Raw genomic sequence first — 21,280 nt, forward strand, 5'->3', positions numbered from 1 at the left:
TTGAAAAACCAACCGGTTGACGATATGACAAAAGATCATTTAAAAGCTGCAAATTACAAACATCCAGCATTTTTAAAAATAGTGATTGGTTGGTATCCGGTAAAAGGGGCCGTTTTGGTGGTTTTTTATTTTAAAAATGAGCTTAGGGAAATGTTGAACCTACCTGCCTGTTGACACAGGCGGGTAGGTTCAACAACGATAAAACACTAATTTCCAATGATTTACAAGGTTAAAATATAGATTTGTGTCTATCGCTCCTTAGTTGTTTTTTGCCAGCACAAAATCAAAGACCACGGTCACTTCATCCCCGACCTTAATAGTGCCCAGCATCATGACCGGCGGCTCCATTTTAAAATCGGTCATTTTTATTTTTTTGGAAACAGATAATTGTAAATCACCATTCGCCAACTCTTTTCCACGTGCTGAAATCGAAACAGCTTTTGTCGTACCCGCCATGGATAGATTTCCGGACGTTTCAATAGTAACGTTTTTCGCATTGTCAATTTTTACCTGGGCACTGCTGAAACTGTAGACGATGTTAGGATTTTTATCCGAATTAAAGGTTTCATAGGTTTTGTCGTCCATCTTTTTGCCTTCCTTACTTTTGATACCGGTCACGGCCATTTTGATCTCTACATCTTTTAAGGCTGTCAGTTCATTCCCAGTCAACTGGAATTTACCTTTTCCTTCCGCTTTGGTAATTTTTGATTCCCATGCATGCAAGGTCGAGGTCCCTTCGATAAGGGCCTTGTTGGCTTTAAAAGTAAAATTTGTGGTTTGCTGAATCGGGGCAGTTTCCGCAGGTGGGGCCGGTTTATCCACTTTGGCTGGTGCCGGAGGTGGCGTCACAACGTGTACCGGTTCCGTTTTTACAGGTGCTTCAACAGGCGTTGGCTTGGATTCCACTGGAGCGGAGGGCGGCTTGACGGTCCCTCCTTTTTGGGGCTCTTTTTTGGTTGTCACCGCGGCAGGTTGTGTTATCTTTTCTGTTTGGGGAGCTGCTTGCTCGGCAATGGGTGCGGGTTCCTCGATTTCGGGTGCCGGTTCCTCGGTAATAGGTGCAGGCATTATTGTATCCACAGCCTCTGTTTCATCCACGGAAGCTGTTTTGTTATCAGAAGAAGCGTTGCACTGCGTAAAGAAAAGAACAATCGAAAATAAAAGGACAACTGTAGAAGCTATTGAGAATAATCTTTTTTCCATTGGAGATTTTTTTTATGATAAAATAGGGCATTACCGTATCAATAAATCAGTTTTGTCCTGAGAAAATATAAGGGTAGTACGATTAAGAGCACTCCTTTATTGCATAAACTGTTGACAGGTTGTAATATAATTAAAATAACCTTGTTTTATGAAAAATTCAATGGGCATTTTCCAACAATGACATTTTCATGGATAGCCCCACCATTTTTTTTTCGGGTAATATTTCAATCCGGGGTTTCATATTCTTATTCCGACGCTTTTCCTATTTCTGCCTCCAGCAGGTTTAACCTTACCAAACTGGTTTCCAAATCAAACAGGATGCGGGATTTTGTATCTTCAAATTTGTCTTTCAGATCACTGAATATTGCGTGATAATAAGCCACCCCTTCTTTTAAATTCGTGACAAAAGTGGACAAATACTTTTCCTGCTTTTGAGTCATGGCTGCGCGGCTTTCCTCCAGTCTTTCCTTCAGATATTCAATGTAAATGCCCAGCTCCTTAATAAACATATTGGGCCGATCCGTTCGGGTGATGACATTGGCTTTGCCGTAAATATGATCGGTCATTTCCTTCAAACTCATCACCTTTGAAAAATAGGCCATATTGGGACCCGGGCATACGGAAACGCCTTCTCCTTCTATCCTGGTATCCAGGTTGTTGATCAGCAGGGCAGAGTTGCCCAGGCCAACGCAAATACAGGATTTGTCAACGATTTTATCCACTTCCTGTTGATACACTTCATCCGGCAATTCCTGCAAGTCCAGGTCTTTGATTTTTAACCGCTGGTATTGGCGGGAAGCCGTACAAACAGCATTCTCGGTAAATTCAGTATTGGAAGACAAGTATTGCTTCGGACAGGCGCTGCCGGGTCTGTCTTTTTTGATCAATGCCATTTTCTTAATATCCTGGCTGTTGCCGCGAAGGCTATTAAAAGGAACACCCAGCGGAGAGATATTACTGAGGTATAAATCTTCTTCCCTGGCAGCGATCAGCTTATTCAGGGTCGGTTCATCTACATTGGTAGCCTCAGGCACCAGGAGAAAAGGAGTCCCCCACCCTACAGAATCCAGTTGGTAATGATCAATGAGAAAGGCATGTTCCTCTGCCGTACCCACGCCTCCCTGGGCCGTGATTTTTAAAGGAATGTTGGAGGCAGGAATAGCCCGTTCTTTTTTAGCCAGGGCATCCACCAGTATTTCGTGGACGGATTGGATCAGTTCTTCGCGGTTGTCCCTGAATTCGGCCAAAATAGGTCCCAAAAGAAACCCGTTTGTGGCAAAAGCGTGGCCGCCACAATTGAGTCCCGATTCAATACGGTATTCAGAAACCCACAAGCCTTTTTTCGCCAGGAATTTGCCCTGGATCAAAGCCGACCGGTAATCGCTCACTTTTAGTACGATCTTCTTTTTTATTTCTCCTTCCGCATCCGGATAAAAATCTTCAAATTGTTCCAGGTAACCGTACAACCTCGGACTCATTCCCGCCGATAAAATCAGGGAAGATTTCAGGTCGCTGTTGGCGTACCCGCGGAGGGCGGCATGAGCATCGTTGTATTCAACGGGTAATTTCTCATTATTAAACGAATTCTCCTTATCGACCTTGGTCATAATATTGACATCAATACTGCCAATAGAAAGGTTGTCTTTTATCCAGCTTACAACTTCTTTAAAATCAAACCGATCTGCTGTTAAATTTTTAAATTCCTGTTTTAAAGCAGAACTGTCGGGCAATAAATTAAAGTATTCCTTAATCTCATTGCCCATGTCCAAAGAAGCATTTTTAAATTCCTCGAACTTCTTTTTCACCAGGTCATTCATCAGGTTCAGATAGGAGGTAATCCTTTTGGCCCTGAAATCTTCTATTTTTTCCGAAATCTCGTTATAGGGGATTTGAAATTTTTCCAGGTACATTTTCCTCAATTTCTCGAGAAGTTTGTCATCCACAATGGAAATAACTGAATCAATTCCATATTGCGCGACTTTGACAGGAGTATCTACGGTAAATCCAATGCCCATAACGGGGATATGAAAGGAATGTGCCTTTATCATAGTTCAATTAATTTTTGCTAATTGATAATCGATTCTGGCGTGGTTTTTCTCGGGAAGAACCTCTCCGCCAAAAAACAGCGCAAAGGTACGCAAAGCAAATGGTTAGGGAGGCTTATTTAAGGTTCTCAATTGGGTTTTTCTGGAAAGGCTAAGGGCAAATTCGCTACTGTACACTTTTGGGGAAAGTCCTGAAAATCCATGATAGGCTTTCGCTGATGGAACAAAGTGACATACCGTATCTCTGGCAATGTTGCTTTTAGTGCCTTTTTGATCCAGGATAATCAGGGATATTTAACCCTAAAATAATATTGTGTACTGCAACTTTCAACCCATTTTTTAATAAAACGGTTAAAATACCACTACCGCCGCGATTTTCAAGCGCCTTCCTTTTCTCTGTTGTCAAAAATTTATCATCATCAAAAACAAACTCATCAATATAATATTCATCCTCAATATCAGGCTCTTTTATTGAAATATGTATATGTGCGGGCATCGTTTCATTTGGATAAGGCCTGGGTTTAATGGTGTAAATGGAATACCTACCCTTCTCATCAGATTTTACCCACCCACGAATATGCCCGTGTCGTTTTGCGGCTTCATTCATGCCCTCTTTGGGTGAATAATAACCGTTATCGTCTGTCTGCCAATAATAAATGACCACATTTGGGGCAGGCGTATTGCCGTCAATTTTGAACACAGTTCCTGTCACCAAAATTTTTTGTCCTTTTTCTACCCAGCCCGCACTCGTGTCCACGGATGTAATATTTGCAGGCATCCCAATAAACATAAGCTCACAACCGTCACAGCCGCCGCCAACAAGTTTATGCTTTTCAGTAGAAGTGGGTGGGGGCTTTTGACTGATATTTATTGCCTTCCCATTACAACCTGCCAAAAAATGTAGCAGTGTTATAAAAAATCCTATTAAAAAAAGGTATTTCATAATAGCAGTATTATAGTATTGGTGAAGCCAATAACATCGTTTATTCTCAAAGTTGCTCGGTGTTCCTTTAAGGTATTATGAAACACCGAGCAAACAGAAAAAAATGGATTTTCTTAATTCGTCTTCCTGACCTTCACCGGGTAATCCGGTCTTAGCGGCTCTTTTGGGGGATTGTTTTTCAGCTGTATAAAAATTTATTAATGTTTTGAACCTGTCTGCCGCCAGGCGAGATTTGCATAAACTCTTTTAATCAAAGGTGAATGGCATTCCTGCCAGGCAGCAGACAGGCTTAAAAAAGGTCATGCTCATTTCATTTAAATTGGATTTTAGAAAGACATGTATGTATTCATATTTGTTCAAGGCTAATCCTGAACGATCTCAAAATTAATTGAAAAAAAGTCAAATTACTAATATCACCCCTCCTTAATTGTAAAACCCTAAAAATCAGGACATAAAAAGATTTTATTTATGTTTTTACGTAACCATACGCCTTTAGATCTTGTCTAAAATTCCATCAATTGGCTGCAAGCGGCAAATTTCATCCTGCTCTGCGTTAAAAAGCCTCGCCTTACCTTCCAGGTATGCCTGCGTTTTTTGCCTTGATCAGAATAAAATTTGCTCACTTTCGCTCAATCATGGAAATTTAGACAAGCTCTTAATCGGAAGGAGCAATTGGTATAGTTTGAGATTTCTTTTCCCGGTTTATTTTAAGCCAACCCTTTGATAGAAAGCATCCAGCCTATTCTGTTCTTCCTGGTCAAAAATGTGCTCTATCAGGTTGATTTTTCCAATATCACTGATCGTAAGTCTTTGTTTGCACCTGTGGATATATTTTTGTCCTTTATGAGTCAGATAGTCTGTAAAATGCACGTAAAACCGGGTCTCATCGATGGGTTCAATCCAGCTTTGACCCCACTCCAGGACATCGAGTTTTTTTCTGCCTTCCTGCATATTTTGCTCGTATGACCGGCAAATATTTTCAGGTCCGATCAATATTTCGTTTCCAATAATGTATTTACAATCCTCACTTAATGTCGTTTTGGTCGTGTTAAAGTCATCTTCATCCAGCGATGTTCCGAAACGTTTGGCTACTTCTTTCATTTCTTTTGTTTTTATAGTGGCCGGAAATCTTTCCTAACGGTTAAAATCAGGGTCCATCGCCGGCATCCGAAGTCCGGCCACCTCATTGGCCATTAAGATAAAAACATTCCAGCACAATCCGCGGGTGGAAGGCCACCAGGAATCGGTGGTAGTCCATTTTGTGGGAATGAACTCTTTACTGAAGGGCCATTCCGGGTTGAGGTTGATTTCGGCCCAGGCCCGGTTTTCCATCAGGATTTCAGCTTTGTCCCAACCATGCTTCAGACCCACCACGTAGGCACAATACTCGGCGCGCATCCAGCTCCCCCCATTGTAATAAACACCATCACGGGCACTGTTTTTATAATTTGTTATGCCAAATTCACCGAAAGGCTGGTACTCAGGGCTCAGGTAGGCATATCCTTTTTCGTCGTCGGTTAACCGAACACATATCGGGGCGGTGGTCCCATAATTTGGGTGAGGGGAATTCGACACTTTATTCAGTATGGGAATTTGCTCCAGATGATTGATGACCATACTATCGCTCAACATGGCCCGATCAAACAACCACAAAGAGAAAAATTCTGGTTCCAGATCGGTTAAGGAAATGATGTCGGGAAAATCTTTGTCAAATAAAAGGTGTTTTCTTTCCGCATCGTAAAAATTCCGATACGCGGTTTCTGCTTTTTCGATATAGGCATCTTCTATCTCGTAACCCAATGCTTTGATCGTCCGCAAGGCGATCACAAACATGCCCTGGTTTACCGCCAGGCGATCCGTTTTGGGCTGATAATCGATGATGTCCACCTGGCTCAAGGTAAAATGGGAAGTGCAAATTCCATCCTTATTTTCATCAAATTCCTTCAATACATAATCTACGGCGCGGGCTATCTTCTCTTCCGGAAGGGAAACTCCAAAACGCCTTTTATTCATCATAGCCCAGATCAACCATTGGATCGTCGCCTCGTTGTCTTTGGCTTCCACCGTCCCCATATAGGGGGTGATGATGGTGGCAATGGCCCCGTTCTCCTTTTGGGTTTTTCCCCATTGTTCCCAGATCTGAAGATTCAGGGCTTGATTATAACTGGAGATGACGGAAAAAAAAGCGTCCCGGTTATACATATCCGGGGCATAGTTCATATTGGGTACATTAAAGGGCGTATTGTCATAAATGGAGGTAATCCACGTCAGCATATTAAAGTTGGCGTAAAGCATTTTTTCTATCTGCGACCCCTTAAATCCTTTCCCTTCGGCCAGGCGGGTTTGGGAGGCGACCATAAAATCGTGGTGATTGGTCCAGGGTTCCACAAAAACATAGGTCGTTTTGGTGACGGCTTCCCCCATGGGCATTCGGTTGTAAGGTTGCTTTTTAGGCTGGTGTTCGACGATCTTTAGATCTTTGATCTGAATTTCATACTCTTTTCCGGAAAACGAGCCGATAAACATGGACACGCTGTCGTTTTCGATATAAGGCACCAAAATGCTTCCCTTAAAAAGCGTCCACTCGTTTTCGTTTATCGGAAAATGATCAATGTATTTGATGCCGTGTTCCAGTTCGACCGTTTTTTTACCGTTTTTGATTCTGAACAGTTTCAGGGCCACCGGCGAAGTTCCTTTGGCCAGGAAAGAAATGGTATAGATCTTTTGGTCTTCGAATGGCGCGATCATTTCAAAACCAGAGCGTTCCGATGCGCCGCCGGTCAGGGTAATCAGCCCAGGTTGTTTATCAATGTCCACGTCGCCGACTTTTTGAAAGGCCTCCCCTATTTTTAATTCCTGCTCTTCGCCTGCATCCAAATCGTACAATTCGCCGAAGGTCTGTTTGATAAAATACTGGTTTGGTTCCCGATCCTGATTGGTCGCCAGGGAGATCAATACCGGATCCGGCAGTTTTCGCATTCCTACAAACCCACCGCCATGGCCGTTAAACCGTCGGCGGGTCGTTCGTGTATAATGATTTTTATACCCGGCATCCATTAAAAAACCGACCAGCTGGTTATCCTGGGTTACAAAACCCGCGGAGGGGAATATTTCGTGGGCCAACCCACCGGGAAAATCATCGTATTCAAAAGTGACATATTTAGAGGGCGGTGCGGCGGGCCTGGACGTTTCTTCCAACGAATAATACAAAGCCGGCATGCCGGACTGGAACAACCGGATGGTTTTTTTAACCACATGTTTATTGATCACCTGGTAGGTGACGGTTACGGATAAGTTTAAGTCCAGTTCGGACAAGTAAGTATCTCTTGTCAGCACTACCTTGTTTTCATTGCCTGTCCAGGTGGCCCCTGTCCAGGCGGGAAAGTTTATGGGCTCACTCCCGTCAACGTTAGTCATTTTAAGGGAAAACTCCTCTGTATTTTTAACCAGTAACAGGGTGTCGTTATAAATATCCACGTTAAAGCCTTCTTCAACATTTCCGACAACTTCCAGACGAATCCCCCGGCTTAGGGACATTGACATTGAATTCGAAACAGTGGCAAAGGCCCTGGTCGCTGGAAACAACTCCTGCCTGAGCCCTACAATAAATTCATTTTGACTTTTTGGGTCATCGCCTGGTTTGATGGTATATATGCCCCCCGGGCCTGAAATTTTCACATAATCATCGGCAGAAGAAAATTTCAGGTTTCCCTTCATTTTTATTTTATCCTTCTTTTTGATCAGTTTGTTCTCGTAGTACACCTTTCCACTGACCATAGCAACGTAGTAATTCTGGCTAAAGGCAAAAGTCATGGTGGCCAGAAAAAGACAAACCAGCGTTAATCGTTTCATAATGGTATAAATTTAGAATCATCATCATTCATTGAGCCGGGGTTGTCAATGCTCAATCCACCACCAATTTACCGGTGACCATGCTTTGCCCGGCACTCATCCGGTAAACATAAAATCCCACCGGGAAATCCGCCTGGATAATATTGGTCCCCGCCATTTTTTGTTTAAAGACCCGTTGCCCCTTGACGGAATACACTTCGAAAATAAAAGGTGTTGTATCCCCCGGCACTATATGGAGCATGCCGTTTTGGGCGACAAGGTTTGGATATAATCTGAATGGTTGAGCTGGTATTTCAATATCTACTGTTTCTATGGTTGAATAATCCGCTGTTCCATTGATATCGGTCATTTTCAGGCGATAGAAATTTTTACCAGGTTGTGGATCTTCGTGAATAAACTGATACGCCGCACCGGAAAAATTACCTTCAGCCACAACCATACCCATAACGGTAAAATCCGTTCCGTCGGCACTGTGCTCCAAGGTAAAATTTTCCAGATTGGTTTCTCTCGCTGTGGCCCAGTTTAACCGGGCTTTTGAATGCTCAAAAGGTTTCGCTGTAAAGGAAACCAGCTCCACCGGTAACACCACATTGTTCAGCTCAAGATCCCAAACGCCCCGGCCGTAAGTGCCGAAACGGATGATATTATCGCCCAGGTTATCGACGGTGTTAAAATCCACGATGGGCGTTTCTGCGCCAATCAAACTGTACCAGGTAGCCGTAGCGAAAGCATAAACATAAGGTCCCTCCGATGTTGCAGCAAACAAATATTCCTCGGTATCCGAGAGAGCTATTTCATAAAAAGTAGCCGAAGGCAGGTTTCCCCCCAGCACACTGAAAGTAGCCCCTCCATCCATAGATCGATATACACCCGGATTGGAAAATCCTGTACCACAAATGAAGACCTCATCCGCATTGGTGGCGGAAGTGATGATATCCCAGGGAATCATGGTTGCCGAAAGTCCGGCCATGGTATGTTTTGTCCAGCTTGTACCGGCATTGGCGGAGGAAAAGAAGGTGGCATCCTTGGTGGATACATAAATCCGGTTCGGATCTGCGAAGGAAACCCCAATGGCTTTTATGACGGATACACCGTCATTGGAATAAGCCATGAAATTATAATTGAATTGGGTGTTTTGCCAGGTCACCCCGCCGGAAATATTGACATCAGCGGTAATGAGGTATGACCCCGAGCCTCCTGAAAGATTGCCTCCCGCCACGTAAGCTTTATGGTCGGCAAAATCCGCGGTGGCCACCATAGGATTGATCCAGCCCGGTTTGTCGGTCCCCGGAATCGTATAGGAGGAATAGGAGTTGACATTTCTGTCTTTAAAGCAAAACAATGTACCATTTTGGATCATCGCATAAAAGGACTGGTCACTGTTAAAGAAAACACCTAACATACCATCCGCCGTACTCATATTGTCGGTGGACAGTTGATTGAAATTGGCGGTTGAATTGCCCCCGTATTTAAAATTGCCTTTATCCTGCGCCCCGCAATAAAGGAATCCGTCACTCGCGGTAGTTTGGTCATACAGGGTCACATCATTCAGGTCGTTGAGTCCGAGGTTTTTTGTCGTGACGAAATGGTCATAGGTCACATGGATGCCGGCATGGTTGAGAATGATGATAAAAGGGGTGCCGTTGGATTTTTTAAAATAGTCCAGGTTCATGATATCCACGTGCATAGAGTCTTTTTGGGTGGGTGTATTTTTGTAATATTCCCACCATTGTGCATATTGCTCTGCCCAATTCACACCGTTTGAAGTTTTGTTCAACTGAAATCCGCCGGCATACAAATTGTTGTTGTCGGGATCGGCCAGCCACCCTTTTCGCCAGACATTCGTGGAGGCGGTACTCAGGAACGTCCAGGTGGCACCGTTCACCGTTTTATAGACATTGTTATTGGCACCAAGGCAGATAAAAAGCTCATAATCCCCGAGGGTGCTGTTATACCTTCCACTCACATGGATCGCCCCGGTGGCAACCCCTTGTGAACCATAAGCCACAGGGCTGGAAATGGTAGTGGCTCCGTTGCCGAAGTTGTGGGTCACTTCATAAAATTGCTGTGTTTTATTGTCGATGAGATACATTTGGTCGGAGTCATAAGGTTTCCACAGGTCCACTTCATCGCTATTGCCGGCATACCCCGTGGAGGACTGCCATACTTTGGTATAACTCACCCCTTTATTGGTGGTTTTGTACAATTGGACTACGCTGCCCCAGGGGTTGCCGGACCAGGTGTTTACCAGGTAATACAGGGTTTGATTATCACTCAGGGTTAACAACCTGCGGCCTCTGCCCCAATGATCGTAGAAGCTGAAGCCGGTGCCTGTGGTCCAGGTCTGCCCTTCATCATCGGAGTACCGGATCTTTTTATCGTCCACACCCGTTCCGAAAATGGCAAAAATACGGGTGCCTCCGTTATGCGGTACAACCTCAATTTCATCAGGTTCAAATTGAATGTCGTCGTTCAGCAGCTTCCAGGTTAGACCATTTAGATTGCCTTTCCACAAATGCCCAACGGTGGAAATGCCATAAATCGCCTCCGTGGATGGCAAAAAATCCACCTCACGCATATCCCCGGCTTCATTGACAGGCCCTCTTTCATGCCAGGTGGCCTCGATCAGCCCGTTGGCAAAAGTTTCCCCGGAACGAAAGGCGGTTTGCGACCGCATCACCTGTTTTTGCCGGTAATTGTTTTGCCGGTTGATAGATCGGATGGAGTCCACATTGGTCCCTTCAGCGGCAAAATAAACTTCTTTCAGATAAATTTCCCGGAGCGAGTCTTTTTGCATTTCCTCTTCCTGCGCGCCTTCGTAGCCATCGGGTTTGGAAAGGACCTCCGGATTTAGGTTGACTTGATTACATGCTGTTCCAAGAATCAAAAGCAGGGAAATGAAAGACAGGTTTTTCATACTTTATATGGTGCTATTTTTTTCATTAATACTACTTTGTCACTTTTAGCATGTCAATTGTTTAAAGGAAATTCAGCCCTCAAATTGATCATTATATTTCGTACCTCACCTGCAGCAGGCAGTTACGGAATGTGTTGCTGCGTTTTTTAAGGGACAAAGTAGTACTTACTTATTTATGCCGGGGAGAAGGCCGATCCTTTATTTGATCCTTCCTCACGCCCCAAAATTTCCGGGTTTCCTTAATCATAAAACCTTTTTAAGTGCAAATCATTCCTCAAAACATCATCCAGATCAAAAATATTAGACCCGTAGGCTTCATCCAAATATTCCATAAATTCATCCGTATCTAAAAATGCTTCTGCATCGGGTGATTTAAATAATTTGAGATAAAAACGCATGTCTTTGACAAATTCACGCCTTTTAATAAACCTTGAAGGTCCCATAAAATCCAATATTATCGCAGTGGGGGGCGATTTTTTCTTTTTTATTTCTTCTCCCGTTTCGGGATCTGTCTCAACCCTTCCCAAGCTCATAAAATACTCCCCATAAAGCGGAACCACTGCTTTAATATCCTCGATACTTTCGGCATTGCTTAGCAATTCTTCCCACAATTTTCTATCGGTGACTTCTACGATAGCCGTTTGTCTGATGACGGGTCTTTCTCCCTTGATTTTAGGAAGCATAAAATCTTTTTTCCGGATCACCAAAAGGGAATCTTCAATTTGGGCCGTGACGTAATATAAGCCATGATTAGTTTCGTGTAAAAAGCCTAATTCTTCCTTTTCTTTCAATTCAGGAACAGGCCGTCTTAAATGAGCTTTTTCAAAAAAGGTGGTAGAATTCCCCATTAGGTCGAAATAGCTGTTAAAGTCAAATATTTTGCCCTGTAAAGCGGTAACAAAAGTTCTTGTCTTTGGAAACAACTCCTCCCTGACCGCTACTAAAAATTCATTTTGACTTTTTGGGTCATCGCCTGGTTTGATGGTATATATCCCCCCCGGACCAGAAATTTTCACATAATCATCGGAAGAAGAGAATTTCAGGTTTCCCTTCAATTTTATTTTATCCTTCTTTTCGATCAATTTATTCTCGTAATAAACCTGGCCCTTTACAATAGCCACATAATAATTCTGACTAAAGGCAAGAGTCATGATAGCCTGAAAAAGACAAACTAGCGTTAATCGTCTCATAAGGGTTAAATTTTAGCATTAACCTCGAGCATTTTTTTTTGCGCCGAGTGGTTTAAAGATAAAGCGTTTTAATAAATAGGTTACGATTTTTAAATAAATCAATAAAATGAGGATATTGATATGAATGTTAAACAGGAAGTAGGATAAAATGGTCCCCACCGCCAAAAAGAAGGTTTCGTCAATACTATCTGCCATTATTTTCCCCACCGCCGTTTTACTGGCCTGCCACCATTTACTGCGTTCTTTATTTTTCTCCTGAAGATACGTCCGCCTCGACATCCAGAAGAAAAGTAAAAAAAGCATCAATAACCAGGGCAATTTTATTAAGCTCTCCCCTTCTACCAGGGTAAGATAGGCGTTGTGAAGCACAAGCGGGCCGGGTATGTTGCCAAAAACGGTTTGATGGATATCGGTTTTAAAATCACCGATGATGATGACTTTGTTTTTCAGTAGGATTTTGATATCGGTGGTATCCCAAAAGCTTTGTTCAAACAACAGGGTCCCCAACGATCGGATGGCGTAGGTATTTTCCCTTGCCGAGGTACCGTCATTTAAATCGATGGGCCTGATCTTGAAATCTATGATCGGGTCGGTCAGGCTGGGATGTTTATCGATCCTGGGCCATAACCAGTTTCGGTCAAAGGTTCGATGATTCGCTATCCCAAGTGCCGCCAGCGGAAGGCTTGGCAAGGTATCCTGAATAAATAAAGGATATTTCATAAATCGGTTTTCGGCACTCAGATAACTGGCGACTCCCGTAGGCATCCTGATCACCTGCGTACTCAATTTTCCGTCTTCCATAAGTTTCCGGGCCCCTACTATCGGAAATGGAAAATGATCAATTGCTGCTTGCAGGAGGCTGTCGTCAGGACTGGGTGACTCAAAAAGCAAATCCATGATCACAATAGGAATGTCAGTTCCATAAGTGCTCAGGTATTCAAGAAACGAAGCCAGATCCGCTCTGTTCGTAATCACCTTTTTTTGATATCCTGTCAATTCATCGTAAAACGGGTCAGGCGTTTCAAAGAGCTTCTTACTTCCCGAAACGTCAACGTATAACACACTATTGGGGTCAGGTTTATGATCAATCCCCAATACAGATTTTTTGACCAGGCTGGTCCACTTTATGAAAAAGGCCTCATCCCCAAAAGTACGTGGCAGGCTCAACCAGAACAAAGCCAAGAAAAGCATTACTAAGGCGTTAATCAAGCTGAAAATCAATGCTTTGGAAGGTCGGATTTTCATAATATCTCAAAATGGTTCGAAAGTAAATTTATAAACAAAGATAATCAATCTGATTTATGTTTCTCATTTGAAAATTGAGCGGCAGGCCTTCCTTTTTTCAAAAACCATATTGACACTCCTTTTTGATTCCTCCCGGCAAATTTTTTAAAATCTGTTTAAGCAGGGATCATGGGTATAGAATCAGCCGGAAACTCGTTGAAAGCAGCCGATATGTAAATAATTTAGAGAACTATATATCTGATTCCGGAAAAAATCCCCACCTTTGGTATACTTATTTTTTCAGCAGTATTTTTTTTTCATTTTAATAAAGTATCATGAATATTTTTGTAGCAAAGTTAAATTTTGACACACAGGAAGAGGATTTACAACAAGCATTCGAAGCATTTGGCCAGGTTGATTCTGTAAAAATTATCATGGATAAAGAAACAGGTCGCTCAAAAGGTTTTGGTTTCGTCGAAATGCCAAACGACGACGAGGCAAGAGCAGCCATCAATGACCTCAACGAATCAGAATTGGATGGAAGAACTATCGTAGTGAAGAAAGGTGAACCCCGTGAAAATCGCGGCGGTGGCGGTGGAAACCGTGGCGGTTACGGCGGCGGCGGAAATCGTGGCGGCGGCGGCGGTGGTTACGGCGGCGGTGGAAATCGTGGCGGCGGCGGTGGTGGTTACGGCGGCGGCGGCAAAAGATATTAAGCCGCTGAAGGCGTTAACTTTAGTAGCTGAATCGCTTTAACCCGCGAATTTTCAATACCAACCCATTGAAAGTTCCCTGTTCAGCCTCCCGACCTTGTTTTTCGGTTCAGGCTAATTGCGCGACAGGTACTGTTGAACAGTCAGGACAGATTTGTTAATCTTTGTTCGATAATCCGGTTAAATTTTTTCCCGGAATGTCGAACAAGGATTAATGAACATTCATTCCCTCCGCACAACAGGCAGTCCTCTATTTTTAACTGCCCAAAGGCATTGTCTTTTCTGAAATGCTCCTTTTCTTTCTATAAAAAATAATACGTGAAAAATATCATTTTTATAACAGCATCAGCATTATTAACAGTGGCTGTATACTCCTGTAAAACAGCTGGTAAAGCACAAAATAATGCTAAATTCAACTATGATGACCTATACAAAGTATGGGTTGTTGACACCATAATTGTCCTGGGAACGGATGTTGTTTCAACACCCAATATAGAAATGGACAAAAATGAGTACCGATTTACAAAAGAAAGGTCAAATTTCGACCAGGGCACCAGGACAACTATTACATCAGGAGCAAGTTTTGATGTTTCATATACCATTAAGGATGGGACCATCAATTTTAATCCGGCAGCGACATTTCCAATTACAAAATTTGATGAGAATGGGAATCTTGTCAGTAGTAATTTTTATGCGACCCTGCCTCCTTACAAAATTATAGCATTAAGCCCCAATAAACTTACCCTGGAAAACAATGATATCCTGATGAAACTGAAAGCAAAAAAATATTGAGTAACGGATATTGAATATTAACTATTGAGTTATAGTAGTTTTATCATTAAGAAAAAAGACTTAGTCAACTTAAAGAAATGGCTAATGAATAACATCTTCTAATAATAATAAATCCCATCCGCTTTGATTTCATACCGCCAAGACGGAGCTTTTTCCTGCTGAACGGTACCGGCCACAAATTCAAGAATGTCTGCCCGCCGGTGGAGGGGCGTTTTTGTAGCGGCTTCCCATGCGCTTTCAGCGGGTATGTCAATATAAAAATGACAGGCTCCTCCTCCCATTTCGTGATAAAACCGGAGGACAATATTCCCTTCTGTGTAAGTAATATACCCGGACCTGAAATTGCCTTCATAACGGAGGTGTCTTGAAAATTTTCCAGCCATATCTTTGGTCAATTTTTCCCTTAAAATAAGATCTTCGTTGGGAAGAAGGTTACCAAAACCATCCCGGTATTCAATGGGCCGGGAAGTATTGTCTGGTATCGGAGCGGAGACTTTTTCGGAAGGAATTACCCCTTGCTTAAATTTTTCAAACCACAGGATATGTTGCCCTCCTTTTGGATGTTCGATTTCAATAGAATACTCCCCGGGAGGAATGCCCAGCGTATCCCAAAGGATCTGAATGCTTCCGCTCAGCCGATCTGCTACGGCTCCTTCCTCTATGAATTTTCCTGTTTTCTGATCCACCAATCGAATGGTGCCGTAATCTTGTCCGCCGTATAAGGGCAACCAAATCGTGAGCTGTTGGCTATCAGGATAATGGACAAACCGGGCTTTGACCAATTCGATTTCATCTTCTCCTTTTCCCCTGTTTTCGATTTTTCCTAATTTGATGATGCCGAAGTATTGTTTCATATTGTACTTAAGACCGGGTAAGGAATACTTTAAAAATCTATAAAAAAGCAACCCTATGAATTTTTTACCTCATAAAGATATCTTGAATATTTATCATCTCCCCAGTTGGCGTACCGGTTGGCTTCTCTGTAGCGGTATTGCCATAATGCTTCATTATTTTCCTCTAAAAATGCCGGTTTCATCTTTTCCAGTACTTCCAATTTTCGTTTCCAGTGGCGCAGCCCGGAGGCGGTAAGATCCACGTAATCATAATCAGCTGGAAGATTCTTTAATACGCGAGCCAGGCCGGTATTTTCAGGAGCCAGGTATTCGGAATACTCCCTGTCCATGATCCATTGGGAGAAATAAGCGTAGATTTTCCCATTTTCGTTTAAGGCGGACAAACAGGTTTTAAGCAGTGCTTCCATGTTATCCGCATAATACAGGGTATCCAAAAACAGTATGGCGTCATATTTTTGGGGCAGGTTCAGATGGTTCATATTGCCCACTTCAAAATGTAGTTTTTCGCTGTTCCGGGTTCTGTGGTTGGCCAGGATTATCGCTTCATTTGAAATATCCATTCCGGTGAAATGGCCCTCGATTTCGGAGGACAGATGTTCGGTTATTTTCCCGTTCCCACAGCCTATGTCCAGTATGGATTGAGGACCGGCTGTTTTTAGTTTTTCGACCAGGAATGACAATTCATCGGCATCAATAAGGCCATGTTGGGCCAGATCCATTCCGTAAACTTCCCTGCAAAATTGTTTATGGGCTTCGCTCTTTTGCTCGAGGTTAAAGAAATTGTCGTATTCGTACCGGAAAAAGGGAATCTCTGCTTCGACTTCCTTACTCAGCTTTTCCCCTTTTTCGGTAAAAACATATTCCTCCTCCTTCAAGGCCAGGATATCTTTTTCGATAAGGGATTCAAAAGCGCCGGACCAATCGTCTTTAAAATCTCCGATCCAGGCCTGCCCGAAAGATTCGATGTTCTCTTTATTGGCTGGTCTGTTTAGATCCAGGTCAAGAAAAAGGGCATACCGGGTTCTGAACCAGGCCAAACTGGTCATAATCTGTTTTTCAGCATTAGTCATTTATGGTATGGTTTGGCGTTCTGAATAAGATCCTTTGTTTTGTGGTTTCAAGCATCTAATTTATAAATAAACTCCACAATTTCAGCTTGTCGGGCATTGGCAAAACCTTTATCGACACCGATTTTTTTAAACCCGCCTTTCTCCAATACTTTTTGGGAGCCGTAGTTGTCAAATGCGACTCGACCGAAAATCGGCCGCGTTTTTTCCATTTCCAGGAAAGCCTTCATGGCCGTTGTAGCAATGCCTTGCCCCCAAAACTTACGATCTATCCAATAGGTAATTTCAGCTTCCCCCTCCATTACAAATTTCGAAATACTTCCTGTAATCTCACCATCCACTTTTATAGTGCACATGTTAATTTCAGGATCGGCCAAAATTTTTTTCCATTTTTCCATGTAGGCGGTTATATCGCCTGAATCTTTTGGCATGAAAGCTGCCATATACCTGGCTTCTTCATCCAGCTGGAATTGGAAAAAAACATTTAAATCTTTTTCTTCTGTTTTAAACAGGCGGATATGGTCTTTTTTTACCATGTTCAATATTTTGAGTAAGTCCTTAAATTTCTCTAATCTGGAAAAATGGGTAAAGACAACCCAATCCGAAAAGATAACATTGACAATGAGCCAACTTCTTCGTTATAGTTGTCTATAGGTTCCTCCTGAACCTGCGACAAGTCGTTTCGAACCAAAAAATAACCGGAACGACTCTGCTTGAGGCCGAATTGAAAGTCCAGGGCGCTGCCATAATTTTTTTCCAGTAAAATTTTCACCCCAACCGCCCCTGAGTAAACCATTCCCCAATCCGAATTGAGTTTGGCTTCATCAAATCTTCCGTCATCATCTTCATCACTAAACAGGGCACTGCCGTAATATTTTGAATAAGTATGGCTATAATAACGCCTCAGTCCTAATGTGCCTTCAAAATAAATTTTAAAAGGGAGATTGAAGTCCGGTTCACCACGAATCACGGCCGTCCATATCCATATTTTATTTTTGGTCTTTTGAACTGCCAAACCGGAATCAAATTTCCGACGGGTATGGTCATAGGAAAAGCCCCCAAAACGAAGTCCCGCCTCCACGGGCACCGCTTCAAAATGGTAAAAGAGTCCGATTCCTTTCCCCCACAATACCCCTTTGTCTATTTTGTGCTTAAAATCCCTTATCGGAAATCCCATTTCCATTTCCACGGTGAGGTCGAAGATGGGTTCATCTGCCGAAAAGACCGGTTCAGTATCAGCTTCTTCCTGGGCTTGCATATCCCAGACTGAAAACAATAGCAGCAAAAAAATGGGAAAAATTTTTATCATGAATAGCTTTTTATAGACCATTGGATAAAAAAACACTTCAGGCCCCTGTTCATCTCCTACCTGCCATTAAACAACCGAAAGTCATGGGGCATAGTACTTTGGACACCATTGCTGCAAAATTAAAGCAGTCGGTTATCCCCTCCTCCTCTCAAGCAACACCATCATCATTAATCCCAGCATAATTCTATCATCATCATCCGAATCCATGGCTCCAATTTGCGTTAATTCAAATTTTCTTCCAAAAAACGAAGGACTTTTCTTTAACCTGACAATCGATTTACCTGCTTCATTGGTTACCATATAGGATGGGTTAAATAAATAACCGGTAAAAAAATTGAGCCCGGGGATTTCTCCCAACAGGGCATCCAATACTTTTACCCAGCCATTTTCTTCATTAATATAATATTGAAGTTTCTGGTTTTCATCAATAATTTCATATTGTGCCTTCCAGATCGACCTCCATCCTTTTCGAACAATTTTCCCGAATTCAGTTCCATTTTCATCAAAAAAAGCATAGGCTGCTGAAAAATCAAGCCATCTGTCGGCCTTGATCCTATAGTTTATTTTTGTTTTTGATTCATCACTGTAAATCAGAATATCCTCTTTGAGTTTAAACATCTTTTGCTTTACAAAAGCAATGACGCTACCACTGGCATCAGTTGCTGTAAAATCATTGGATAACGTAGTTATTTTAAATTGGAAATGAACCGGGAATTTAATGTTTTGCATTTTTAAGATTTTTAATTTTTGGGATTGGTGAACTATTTTATAACTCCAATCCCGATCAAAAATACATAAAAACAAACAGTCAACAAATAAAACCATGAGCCTTATTCCAATGAAGTCAAACCACACAAATGGATCATGTAGCGTGATAAGAAATAGAATGATCTGTGGGACGAACTTTTGTTCCATTTTCAACCAAAACGGAACGCTGATCCAGACTGATTTTACGGATAAACACGGATGAGTGAATTGAAATCAAGAACATTATTGACTCCATTAAGCAGGTGATCAAAATAAATTAAACAATTGCCCTCGCTCGCCCAACCCTAAAGAAGATTCTACCCCAAAATAGTTCAATTTATTTTTGTCCTTTCACTTACTTCGGAGACAGCCTCCAATCAACGGATTATGCCCCGCCTGTCGGCAATACCTGGTGTTTCATCTTTCGCAAATGGTTTACCACAAAGGCCGCATCCCTGCCCACACCACCGACAAGGCCGGAGGTCAAACCATACTGGAACATCATGCCGACAAAATACAGGCCCGCGAATTTTTTGGAAAGGCCACGGTTGGTTTCCGGCCAGCCGCTGGCATCGGTGACCTCCAGTTTGATCCAGGAGAAATCCGGTTTATAACCCGTTGCCCAGACGATAGAATCCACCGATAATATGCGGCCATCCTCCAATTGGGGTTTTCCGTCCTGCACCCCCTTTACACGTGGCAATTGTTCAACACCGGCTTCCTTTACCTCTTGCATGGACACGCTGATCAGTGGTCCGCCGCTGCTTTTGATGATGGGCCCGACTTTGCGTCCGATTGGGGTTTTTAGGGTCAGTATATTATGGGCAAACCACCAATAGGGTCTTCCAAAATAACGAAAAATAAAATCAGGAATATGCGGCGTGCCCCGACCGGAAATCAGGGTAGGCCTGCTTTCGGAAAGTTCTATGGCGATCTCCACGCCCGAGGTGCCTGCGCCGGCCACCAGCGTTTGGGTGCCGGGAAAGGATTGCGGATTTTTGTATTTTGACGAATGGATCTGGGCGATGCTTTTGTCGATCTCCGAAGCAAAGGCCGGAATGTAGGCATGCGGATTGGTGCCCGTAGCCACAATGACATGATCAGCGTAAAATTTGCCCCTGGAGGTCTCCACTTCGTACCCTTCTGAAGTTTTTTTCAAGGCACTGACTTTCGTATCGGATTGAACATTCAACGAAAATTTACCCACATAGTCCGACAGGTAATCTGCCATTTCATCTTTGGTGGGTAGCGCCCCGCGTTTGGCAGGAAACGGTAATCCCGGCAGACCGTCATGTTGGGCCGGAGTAAAAAGGCGAAGGGAATCCCATCTTTTTCGCCAGGAATCCCCCGGCCGGCTTGCTTCATCCAATACGATGAAATCATCATTTATTTTACTCAAATAATAGGCTGCAGAGAGCCCAGCCTGTCCCGCTCCAATAATGACTGTACTATATTGTTCTTTCCCCATTTTTAAAATAATATTGTAAAACGGATGGGTCAATCCATCATCCGCCTTCCAAAAATATGGGTACCTCACCATTGTAGTTTAGGAAAAAAACGACATTCTTTATCCGGTGGGAAAATCCCCATACCCGCTGGTCTGCTTTTTTATCAGGGTTCCGGGAGGAAAATCAGCGAACTGCCTGAATTCCCGCAATAAATGAGAGGAGTCGTTGTAGCCACATTCCAGGGCAATATCCGACCAGCTTTTTTCGGGTGATTGATTTTTGATCTTCATCGCATTTTCAAAACGTACGATCCGGATGTACATTTTAGGAGAGATGCCCACGCGTTTCGTGAAATTGCGTTCAAACTGGCGAAGACTGAGGCAAGCCATCGAAGCCCATTCCGGCAGACTGTTTTTGGCGAATGGATCGAGCATCTTAATCGCAACAAGGTCAATGGGTTCCTCTTCGGCTATTCCATTTGCCATTATTTCATTGATAAAGTCCGACACCAGTTCAATCATTTCATCATAAGAGGTGGACTTAATCAACTTCTCATTGATGATGCTTATTTCCTGTGGGAAAAAATCAGCCGCGTTGAGTCCGGTGTTCACCGTTTTTTGCATCGGTATCTTCAACAGGCGATAAAGCCCGGTGGGTTGAAAGGCTACTTTTATCATCAGGTAATCCTTTCCAAATTTTAATCCAACAGGTTTATTCTTGGGGCCTGTAATATTGGCCATTGGAGCTGTTATTCCTTCCGCATCAATAGTTGGCAACACCTTTACATGATCCTTCGGGTAGAAATAGAGGTTCTGCTCGGTATTGGCCAGGCAAGTAATAAACGGCGGTGGCAAAGGCACTGATTCATCCCATTTCACATGAAGAATTTGAAATTCACGAATGATGTCTTTCTGAGCTTCCGTGGGCTCGTATTGATGGAAAAATTTCATTGGAAGTCTTTTTTAGAAAGTGTTCA

The 21,280-nt window shown here is 42.9% G+C and carries 18 protein-coding genes; 3 read left to right on the plus strand and 15 right to left on the minus strand.

The window, feature by feature from the left end:
- On the plus strand, positions 1-174 hold the full coding sequence (locus tag H6571_08980; protein ID MCB9323854.1) for a hypothetical protein: 174 nt from the start codon (positions 1-3) through the stop codon (positions 172-174).
- 84 nt (positions 175-258) lie between these two features.
- Here the strand turns inward: H6571_08980 and H6571_08985 are convergent, their stop codons facing one another.
- The 8 genes from H6571_08985 to H6571_09020 form a co-directional block, all read right to left on the minus strand.
- The gene (locus H6571_08985; protein MCB9323855.1) at positions 259-1,203 is read right to left on the minus strand and encodes a YceI family protein; all 945 of its coding nucleotides are present in this window, start codon (positions 1,201-1,203) and stop codon (positions 259-261) included.
- 245 nt (positions 1,204-1,448) lie between these two features.
- Positions 1,449-3,251, minus strand: a complete 1,803-nt coding sequence (locus H6571_08990) for a hypothetical protein (protein MCB9323856.1) — start codon at positions 3,249-3,251, stop codon at positions 1,449-1,451.
- Between the two features lie 256 nt (positions 3,252-3,507).
- The gene (locus H6571_08995; protein MCB9323857.1) at positions 3,508-4,191 is read right to left on the minus strand and encodes an intradiol ring-cleavage dioxygenase; all 684 of its coding nucleotides are present in this window, start codon (positions 4,189-4,191) and stop codon (positions 3,508-3,510) included.
- A 702-nt stretch (positions 4,192-4,893) separates the two neighbouring features.
- On the minus strand, positions 4,894-5,292 hold the full coding sequence (locus H6571_09000) for a hypothetical protein (protein MCB9323858.1): 399 nt from the start codon (positions 5,290-5,292) through the stop codon (positions 4,894-4,896).
- 33 nt (positions 5,293-5,325) lie between these two features.
- The gene (locus H6571_09005; GenBank protein ID MCB9323859.1) at positions 5,326-7,734 is read right to left on the minus strand and encodes a hypothetical protein; all 2,409 of its coding nucleotides are present in this window, start codon (positions 7,732-7,734) and stop codon (positions 5,326-5,328) included.
- Positions 7,735-8,095: 361 nt separating this feature from the next.
- Entirely contained in the window at positions 8,096-10,960 is a 2,865-nt protein-coding gene (locus H6571_09010; protein ID MCB9323860.1) for a T9SS type A sorting domain-containing protein, read from the minus strand.
- Between the two features lie 239 nt (positions 10,961-11,199).
- The gene (locus H6571_09015; GenBank protein MCB9323861.1) at positions 11,200-12,150 is read right to left on the minus strand and encodes a hypothetical protein; all 951 of its coding nucleotides are present in this window, start codon (positions 12,148-12,150) and stop codon (positions 11,200-11,202) included.
- A gap of 18 nt (positions 12,151-12,168) precedes the next feature.
- Positions 12,169-13,341: a CHASE2 domain-containing protein gene (locus H6571_09020; GenBank protein ID MCB9323862.1), complete on the minus strand. Its 1,173-nt coding sequence runs from the start codon at positions 13,339-13,341 to the stop codon at positions 12,169-12,171.
- A gap of 368 nt (positions 13,342-13,709) precedes the next feature.
- Here H6571_09020 and H6571_09025 point away from each other — a divergent pair, with 368 nt between their 5' ends.
- A complete protein-coding gene (locus H6571_09025) occupies positions 13,710-14,090 on the plus strand; it encodes an RNA-binding protein (GenBank protein ID MCB9323863.1) in 381 nt (126 codons plus the stop codon).
- Between the two features lie 315 nt (positions 14,091-14,405).
- Entirely contained in the window at positions 14,406-14,879 is a 474-nt protein-coding gene (locus tag H6571_09030) for a hypothetical protein (GenBank protein MCB9323864.1), read from the plus strand.
- A gap of 98 nt (positions 14,880-14,977) precedes the next feature.
- On the opposite strand, the gene H6571_09035 is transcribed toward H6571_09030, so the two are convergent.
- From H6571_09035 to H6571_09065, 7 genes are all read right to left on the minus strand, one after another.
- Positions 14,978-15,733, minus strand: coding sequence for a hypothetical protein (locus H6571_09035; protein MCB9323865.1), 756 nt, complete (start codon positions 15,731-15,733; stop codon positions 14,978-14,980).
- Between the two features lie 53 nt (positions 15,734-15,786).
- Positions 15,787-16,803 (minus strand): methyltransferase domain-containing protein, encoded by a 1,017-nt coding sequence (locus H6571_09040; protein MCB9323866.1) that lies wholly within the window; start codon positions 16,801-16,803, stop codon positions 15,787-15,789.
- 47 nt (positions 16,804-16,850) lie between these two features.
- Positions 16,851-17,336, minus strand: a complete 486-nt coding sequence (locus tag H6571_09045) for a GNAT family N-acetyltransferase (protein ID MCB9323867.1) — start codon at positions 17,334-17,336, stop codon at positions 16,851-16,853.
- Positions 17,337-17,368: 32 nt separating this feature from the next.
- Entirely contained in the window at positions 17,369-18,109 is a 741-nt protein-coding gene (locus tag H6571_09050) for a hypothetical protein (protein MCB9323868.1), read from the minus strand.
- Positions 18,110-18,241: 132 nt separating this feature from the next.
- Positions 18,242-18,838: a hypothetical protein gene (locus tag H6571_09055; GenBank protein MCB9323869.1), complete on the minus strand. Its 597-nt coding sequence runs from the start codon at positions 18,836-18,838 to the stop codon at positions 18,242-18,244.
- A gap of 403 nt (positions 18,839-19,241) precedes the next feature.
- Complete coding sequence (locus H6571_09060) at positions 19,242-20,324, minus strand: NAD(P)-binding domain-containing protein (GenBank protein MCB9323870.1); 1,083 nt, start codon at positions 20,322-20,324, stop codon at positions 19,242-19,244.
- Between the two features lie 99 nt (positions 20,325-20,423).
- A complete protein-coding gene (locus tag H6571_09065; protein MCB9323871.1) occupies positions 20,424-21,254 on the minus strand; it encodes an AraC family transcriptional regulator in 831 nt (276 codons plus the stop codon).
- Between the last annotated feature and the right edge of the window lie 26 nt (positions 21,255-21,280).

It is taken from the genome of Lewinellaceae bacterium, from assembly GCA_020636105.1.
Taxonomy (GTDB): domain Bacteria; phylum Bacteroidota; class Bacteroidia; order Chitinophagales; family Saprospiraceae; genus BCD1.

Bases quoted from the DNA above. Each gene is read 5' to 3' on its own strand.
- H6571_08985 (MCB9323855.1), bottom strand. From the start codon at position 1,203: ATGGAAAAAAGATTATTCTCAATAGCTTCTACAGTTGTCCTTTTATTT.
- H6571_08990 (MCB9323856.1), bottom strand. From the start codon at position 3,251: ATGATAAAGGCACATTCCTTTCATATCCCCGTTATGGGCATTGGATTT.
- H6571_08995 (MCB9323857.1), bottom strand. From the start codon at position 4,191: ATGAAATACCTTTTTTTAATAGGATTTTTTATAACACTGCTACATTTT.
- H6571_09000 (MCB9323858.1), bottom strand. From the start codon at position 5,292: ATGAAAGAAGTAGCCAAACGTTTCGGAACATCGCTGGATGAAGATGAC.
- H6571_09005 (MCB9323859.1), bottom strand. From the start codon at position 7,734: ATGTCAATGTCCCTAAGCCGGGGGATTCGTCTGGAAGTTGTCGGAAAT.
- H6571_09010 (MCB9323860.1), bottom strand. From the start codon at position 10,960: ATGAAAAACCTGTCTTTCATTTCCCTGCTTTTGATTCTTGGAACAGCA.
- H6571_09015 (MCB9323861.1), bottom strand. From the start codon at position 12,150: ATGAGACGATTAACGCTAGTTTGTCTTTTTCAGGCTATCATGACTCTT.
- H6571_09020 (MCB9323862.1), bottom strand. From the start codon at position 13,341: ATGCTTTTCTTGGCTTTGTTCTGGTTGAGCCTGCCACGTACTTTTGGG.
- H6571_09025 (MCB9323863.1), top strand. From the start codon at position 13,710: ATGAATATTTTTGTAGCAAAGTTAAATTTTGACACACAGGAAGAGGAT.
- H6571_09035 (MCB9323865.1), bottom strand. From the start codon at position 15,733: ATGAAACAATACTTCGGCATCATCAAATTAGGAAAAATCGAAAACAGG.
- H6571_09040 (MCB9323866.1), bottom strand. From the start codon at position 16,803: ATGACTAATGCTGAAAAACAGATTATGACCAGTTTGGCCTGGTTCAGA.
- H6571_09045 (MCB9323867.1), bottom strand. From the start codon at position 17,336: ATGGTAAAAAAAGACCATATCCGCCTGTTTAAAACAGAAGAAAAAGAT.
- H6571_09050 (MCB9323868.1), bottom strand. From the start codon at position 18,109: ATGATAAAAATTTTTCCCATTTTTTTGCTGCTATTGTTTTCAGTCTGG.
- H6571_09055 (MCB9323869.1), bottom strand. From the start codon at position 18,838: ATGCAAAACATTAAATTCCCGGTTCATTTCCAATTTAAAATAACTACG.
- H6571_09060 (MCB9323870.1), bottom strand. From the start codon at position 20,324: ATGGGGAAAGAACAATATAGTACAGTCATTATTGGAGCGGGACAGGCT.
- H6571_09065 (MCB9323871.1), bottom strand. From the start codon at position 21,254: ATGAAATTTTTCCATCAATACGAGCCCACGGAAGCTCAGAAAGACATC.